Origin of the sequence: Streptomyces hainanensis, assembly GCF_004348415.1 — a bacterium.
Taxonomy (GTDB): Bacteria; Actinomycetota; Actinomycetes; order Streptomycetales; family Streptomycetaceae; genus Streptomyces; species Streptomyces hainanensis.
Genome location: NZ_SMKI01000480.1, coordinates 1 through 5617 on the forward strand (window position 1 = coordinate 1; position 5617 = coordinate 5617).

Annotated in this window: 5 protein-coding genes; 1 reads left to right on the forward strand and 4 read right to left on the reverse strand. The window is 74.4% G+C overall.

What is annotated here, in order from left to right; translation table 11 throughout:
• Positions 1–16: 16 nt before the first annotated feature.
• From E1283_RS30560 to E1283_RS30575, 4 genes are all read right to left on the reverse strand, one after another.
• Positions 17–1171, reverse strand: coding sequence for a glycosyltransferase family 4 protein (locus E1283_RS30560; protein WP_132821422.1), 1155 nt, complete (start codon positions 1169–1171; stop codon positions 17–19).
• Positions 1172–1242: 71 nt separating this feature from the next.
• The gene (locus E1283_RS30565; protein ID WP_132821423.1) at positions 1243–2268 is read right to left on the reverse strand and encodes a C40 family peptidase; all 1026 of its coding nucleotides are present in this window, start codon (positions 2266–2268) and stop codon (positions 1243–1245) included.
• Positions 2269–2506: 238 nt separating this feature from the next.
• Positions 2507–3562: a C40 family peptidase gene (locus E1283_RS30570; RefSeq protein WP_132821424.1), complete on the reverse strand. Its 1056-nt coding sequence runs from the start codon at positions 3560–3562 to the stop codon at positions 2507–2509.
• A 247-nt stretch (positions 3563–3809) separates the two neighbouring features.
• Positions 3810–5168, reverse strand: a complete 1359-nt coding sequence (locus E1283_RS30575; RefSeq protein WP_132821425.1) for an NYN domain-containing protein — start codon at positions 5166–5168, stop codon at positions 3810–3812.
• 203 nt (positions 5169–5371) lie between these two features.
• On the opposite strand from E1283_RS30575, the gene E1283_RS30580 reads away from it, so the two are divergent.
• On the forward strand, positions 5372–5617 hold a 246-nt coding region (locus E1283_RS30580; RefSeq protein WP_132821426.1), incomplete at its 3' end, for an Lrp/AsnC family transcriptional regulator.

The following is a 5617-nucleotide window of genomic DNA, read 5'->3' on the forward strand; positions in this document are numbered from 1 at the left end:
GGGGGAAACCCACCGGTCACGACAGCAGCGCGGCGAGCCGTTCGACCAGCAGATCCCACCGCCACCGTTCCTCGATCCAGGCCCGCCCCCGTTCTCCCATCCGTCGCCGCAACCCCGCGTCCCGCAGCAGCGTCACCACCCGGTCGGCGGTCTCCGCGGGCGCCGAGTCCGCGCCGCCGCGGACGACCCAGCCGGTCTCGTCACCCAGGACGGCGTCCGGCGCACCGCCGGAGTCGCCGGCGACGACGGGGAGGCCGGTCGCCGAGGCCTCCAGGTAGACGATGCCGAGGCCCTCCACGTCGAGGCCGCCGCGCCGCGTCCGGCACGGCATCGCGAAGACGTCGCCCGCGCCGAAGTGCGCCGGCAGGTCGGCCCACGGCACCTCGCCGGTGAACCGCACGGCGGCCGTGACGTCCAGGTCGGTGGCGAGCCGTTCCAGGTCGGCGCGGTAGGGGCCGCCGCCCACGATCAGCAGCACCGTCTCCGGCTCGGCCGCCAGGATTCGCGGCAGGGCCCGGATCAGCGTGTCCTGGCCCTTGCGCGGCACCAGCCGCGACACGCACACGACCACCGGCCGGTCGGTCAGGCCGAGGGCGGCGCGGACGGCCGCGCCGCCCGAGTCCGGGTGGAAGGTCTTCTCGTCGACGCCCGGCGGCAGTTGGACCATCCGGTCGGCCGCCGCCGGGGTCAGGGCGCGGGCGATCCGGGAGCGGGTGTACTCGCCGAGGTAGGTGATGGTGTCGGTGCCCTCGCCGATCCGCCGTAGCAGCCGCCGCGCGCCCGGCAGTTGCGCCCAGCCGGCCTCGTGGCCGTGCGTGGTGGCGACCAGCCGTTCGGCGCCGGCCGCGCGCAGCGCGGGGGCCATCAGGCCGAGCGGCGCCGCGGCGCCGAACCACACCGCGGTGCAGTCGTGTTCGCGGAGCAGGGCGGTGGCCCGCCGGGTGGCGCCCGGGGTGGGCAGCAGCATGGTGGTCCGGTCCCGGAAGACCGGGAACGGCTGCTCGGCGTCGAAGGCGGCCGTGGCGCGCCGGCCCTCGGCGTCCCGCTTCCAGGTGGAGGCGTAGACCACCACCTGGTTGGGGTCGAGGCGGCGCGCCATGTTGTGCAGGAAGGACTGGATCCCGCCGGGGCGCGGCGGGAAGTCGTTGGTGACGATCAGCGTCTTACGCATCGGACGAGACGATACCGACCTCTCCCCCGGCCAACGGCCGCCAGGGCGGTGGCCCCACCCGACCTCCGGTCTCAGGGGCGGACGACCGAGGAGACCGGCATCATGCCGACGCCCTCGTAGCGGACCGTGGAGCCCGGGTAGGGGGCGTGGACGATCTGGCCGCCGCCGACGTACAGCCCGACGTGGCTGGCGTCCGCGCGGTAGACCACGATGTCGCCGGGGCGGGCCTGGGCGAGTGTGACCCGGCGGCCGGCCGTCGCCTGGCCCTGGGAGGTGCGTGGCAGCGAGACGCCGGCCTGGGCGTAGGCCCACTGGATGAGCCCGGAGCAGTCGAAGGCCGAGGGCCCGGCCTGGCCCCAGGCGTAGGGGCGGCCCACGGCGCCTCTGGCGGCCGCCACGGCGGCGGTGGCGCGGGCGGCGCCCGGGCCCTCGGAGGAGTCGTCCACGGTGGCGTGGAGCGTCGCGAGCGCGGTCGGCACCCGGGCTCCTTCGCGGGCCGCCCGCTCGCGGTCGGCGCGCTCCCGGGCGGAGAGCCGCTCGTACTGGCGGCGCGCCGCCGCGAGGCGGCGCTGCGCGGTCCGCTTGTGGCGGCTGAGTTCGTCCTTCTCCGCGCTGAGCAGGGTGAGCCGGTCGTCGGCCTCGGTCCGCCGCCGCTCCAGGCCGCGCTGGGCCGCCCGCAGTTCGCGGAGCCCGAGGGCGCCACGGGCGGCGGCCCGTTCGAGCGCGGAGGCCTTGTCGAGGTAGTGCTCGGGGTCGTCGGAGAGCAGCAGGACGAGCGTGGGGTCGATGCCACCGGCCCGGTAGTGGGCGGCGGCGGTCGCGCCGATGGCGTGCCGGCGGTCGTTGACGAGTTGCTGCCCGCGCGCCAGCCGCTCCTGGCTGCGGGCGAGTTCGGCCTCCAGCGCCTCGACGCGTTCGGCGGCGCCGTTGTAGGCCTCGATGGCCCGCTCCGCCTCCGTGAAGAGCCGGTCCACCTCGCGGGCCGCCTCGACGCTGTCGGCCGGCGGCGCCGCCGGCACGGCAGGCGCGGCCAGGACGGGGGCGGCGCTCATGGCGGCCGCGGTCGCGGCCGTCAGCATGGTGAAGCGGGCGGCCATGGCCGGTCGCGGCTGAGGGTGACGGCGGTGTCGATGCTGGACCACAGCGGGCCGCGCTCCCTTCGTTGGGGACCTGAGCGCAGCAGAATGTAGCCGTGCGGTGGTGTCGGTTGGCGAAACGACGACACCGCGCGGCCCGCGTCGGAACACGCAAATCGCAGGTCACCGGGGGCGTGTACGGGCGGCACACGTTCCCGGAATCACCTGGACGGACGAGGGCCGCCTGGGCCCACCCCGGTCAGCCGACGCGCACGCCGAACATGAACGGCATCACGTCGACGCCGAGGTACTCGACGCTGGAGCCGGGACGCGGGGAGTGGATGATCTGGCCGTTGCCGGCGTAGAGGCCGACGTGGTGCAGGTCGTCGTAGTAGAAGACCAGATCGCCGGGGGCGAGTTCGCTCATGGAGAGCCGGGCGCCGATGGTGGCCTGGGACTGCGAGGTGCGCGGCAGCGAGACGCCGGCCTGCGAGTAGGCCCACGAGGTGAGGCCCGAGCAGTCGAACGAGCTGGGGCCGGTCGCGCCCCACACGTAGGGCGAACCGAGCTTGCTGACGGCGGCGCTGAGGGCGGCGGAGCCGTACGAGGACGACGCGCCGTCGGTGATGGTGACGCGGTCGCCGCTGTCGCGGCTGGCGCGCTCCTGGGCCTCGGCCTGGCGGGCGGCCTCCTCGGCGGCGAGCGCGGCCCGCTCCTCCTCTGTGAGCTGGTTGAGGAGGGCCTGCGCCTCGCCCAACCGGCCCTGGATGTCGTCCTTCTGCTCGCTGAGCTGGGAACGGACCTCCTCGAGCTCGGCGAGCCGCTGGCCGGCCTCCTCCTGCTGCTGGTCCAGGTCGCGCTGCGCGTTCTCGATGAGCCGCAGCGTCTCGGCCTGGCGGCCGCTGACCTGGCTGAGCCTGGACGCCTGGTCGAGGTAGGCGTCGGGGTCGGAGGCCAGGAACAGCTGCACGGAGGGGTCGATGCCACCGGTGCGGTACTGGGCGGTGGCCACGGCGCCGAGGTTGGCGCGGAGTTCGTTGAGCTCCTCCTGGCCGCGGGCGGCGGAGTCCTGGATCTCCGCGATCTCGGCCTCCAACTCCTCCTCGCGCTCGGACGCGCCGTTGTACTGCTCGGTGATCGCCTCCGCCTCCTCGTAGAGGCGGTCGACCTCCTCCTGGACCTCTTCCTTGGTCTGGTCGGGGGCGGCGCTGGCGGACTGCGCGGTCATGCCGACGGTGGCGGCCGCGGTGGCGGCGGCGCCGAAGAAGGTCACACGGGCACGGCTTGGCTGCTTGGGACGACGGTGGGACGCCACTGGGGCGAGCTCCTTCTTCCTCCAGCCGCCTGCCGGGAGTTGTGGGGCGGGGCCCCGGCTCCGCGCACCTGCGCCGCGGAATCGGCGGTTCCTCCACGGCCACCCCGGATGGGTGGACTACCGCGCGAAGGTTCGAGCCAGACCCTAGCGACAGGCCATTCGTAGGTTCAAATCCCCACCCATATTTTTTACTTACATCACACCGCACGCATTCGGGCCCATACCCTCCGTGCGAAAAAGAAGGGGTTCAGGTGCGGGCGAGCCGCTTCAGCAGCATCGCCGACGCCACCGGGCGCGCCCCGGAGCGGGCGACGCCGTCCGCCACCTCGCGGTCGGACGAGACCACGACCAGCGGCCGGCCGGCCGGCTCGGCCCGCACCAGCTGCCTGATCAGCTCGTCCGCCGTCTGCCCCGGCCGGCTGAACAGCACCCGCACGCCACGCGGCGGCGACACCAACACCGGGGCGGCCAGCTCGGCGCCGTCGAAGACACAGGTCATCTCCGCACCGGTCTGCGCCGCCAACACCGCGAGGCCACGCAGCAGCCGCAGCCGCTGCTTCTCCAACGGCATGGTCGGATAACCCGTCTTGGTGACGTTGTAACCGTCGACCACCAGATGCGCCTGCGGCAGCGCCAACAGCTGGTCGAGCAGCGCCGGATCGTCCGCGGAGAGGGCCCGCTGCGCCACGTCCTGCGGGGTCATCCCGCCCGGCTCCACCGCCTCGACCGTCTGCGCGGGCCGCAACGTGGCCGGCGGCAACGCCAGTTCGCGGCGCAGGCCCTGCGCCGCGTCCAACACGGTGTCGAGCAGCAGCCGCAGCCGCATGTCCTCGATACCGCGCCCCTCGCGCACCGACTTCCGGCTCGCCTCCAACGCCGCCTCGGCCTCCGCGAGCCGCGCCCGCAGCCGCCTGGCCTCGCCGTCGGCCTGCGCCTTGGCGGCCGCCGCCTCGGCCCGGGCCTCCTCCAACTCGCCCCGCAACTTCCGCTGCGCCGCCTCGCCACGCCGCACGTCACTCTGCGCGCTGCGCAACTTCCGGTGCACGGCGTCCGTCTCCCTGCGCGCCGACTCCAACTCGCCGCGCAGCCGCTCGCCGTCCGACCTGGCGGCCTCGGACAGCTCCACCAACTCGTCGCGCAGCCTGGTCAGCTCCCGCTCGCGCTCCTGCCCGGCCCGCTCCTCCTGGGCGCGCTGCGCCTCCTCGCCGGCGGCCGCCACCAGCTTGGCCCAGCCGACCGGCCGCAACACGAACGCGGCCGCCGCGACCTCCACCGGATCGGCGGCCGGCGGCGGGGCGCCGTGCTCCACTGCGTCGGCCAGCTCCGGCTCGGCCTCGCGCAGCCTGGCGGCCACCCGCTGCCGGAAGACGGCGTCGCTCTCCAGCGCCGCCGCGATCGCGCTGCCGCCGAACCGCACCCGGCGCGCCGGCTGGAAACGGGCGTACTGCCGCAGCGACGGCGGCAACTCGGCGACGGTCAACCCGGCGAACGCGTCGCCGGCGACGACGATGACCCGGTGACGGACCCGCTCGGGCAGCGGCCGGTCCAGAGACTCGGCGACCTCCGACCGCCTCGTCGCCCCCGCGCCGTCCTCGGGATCCGCCACCGCTCAGTCCGTCCGTCAGTTTCTGTCAGCCACTGCCGCTTGTTCCATCCAGTGTCACCCTACGGCCTGGTAGCCGCCGCGTCTGCCGCGGCCGGCACGGCGAGAACCGATGTCGCGACGCCGGTCAGGCCGTCGCGTGCGGCCGTGAACTGGGGTGCGACTAAGGTGTGGCCCTGCGTACCGCGTCCGGAAGGGGCCAAGCAGTGATCACGTCGATCGTCCTCATCAAGACCAGCGTGGACCGCGTCGCCGAGGTCGCGGAACGGATCGCCGCGCTCGACGGCGTCAGCGAGGTCTACTCCGTGACGGGCCCACACGACCTGATCGCGATGGTCCGCGTGCGGTCCCACGACGACCTGGCCGAGGTGATCCCCGGCCGCCTCAGCAAGGTCCCGGGCGTCGAGTCCACGGACTGTCTCTTATACACATCTGACGCTGCCGACGAACTC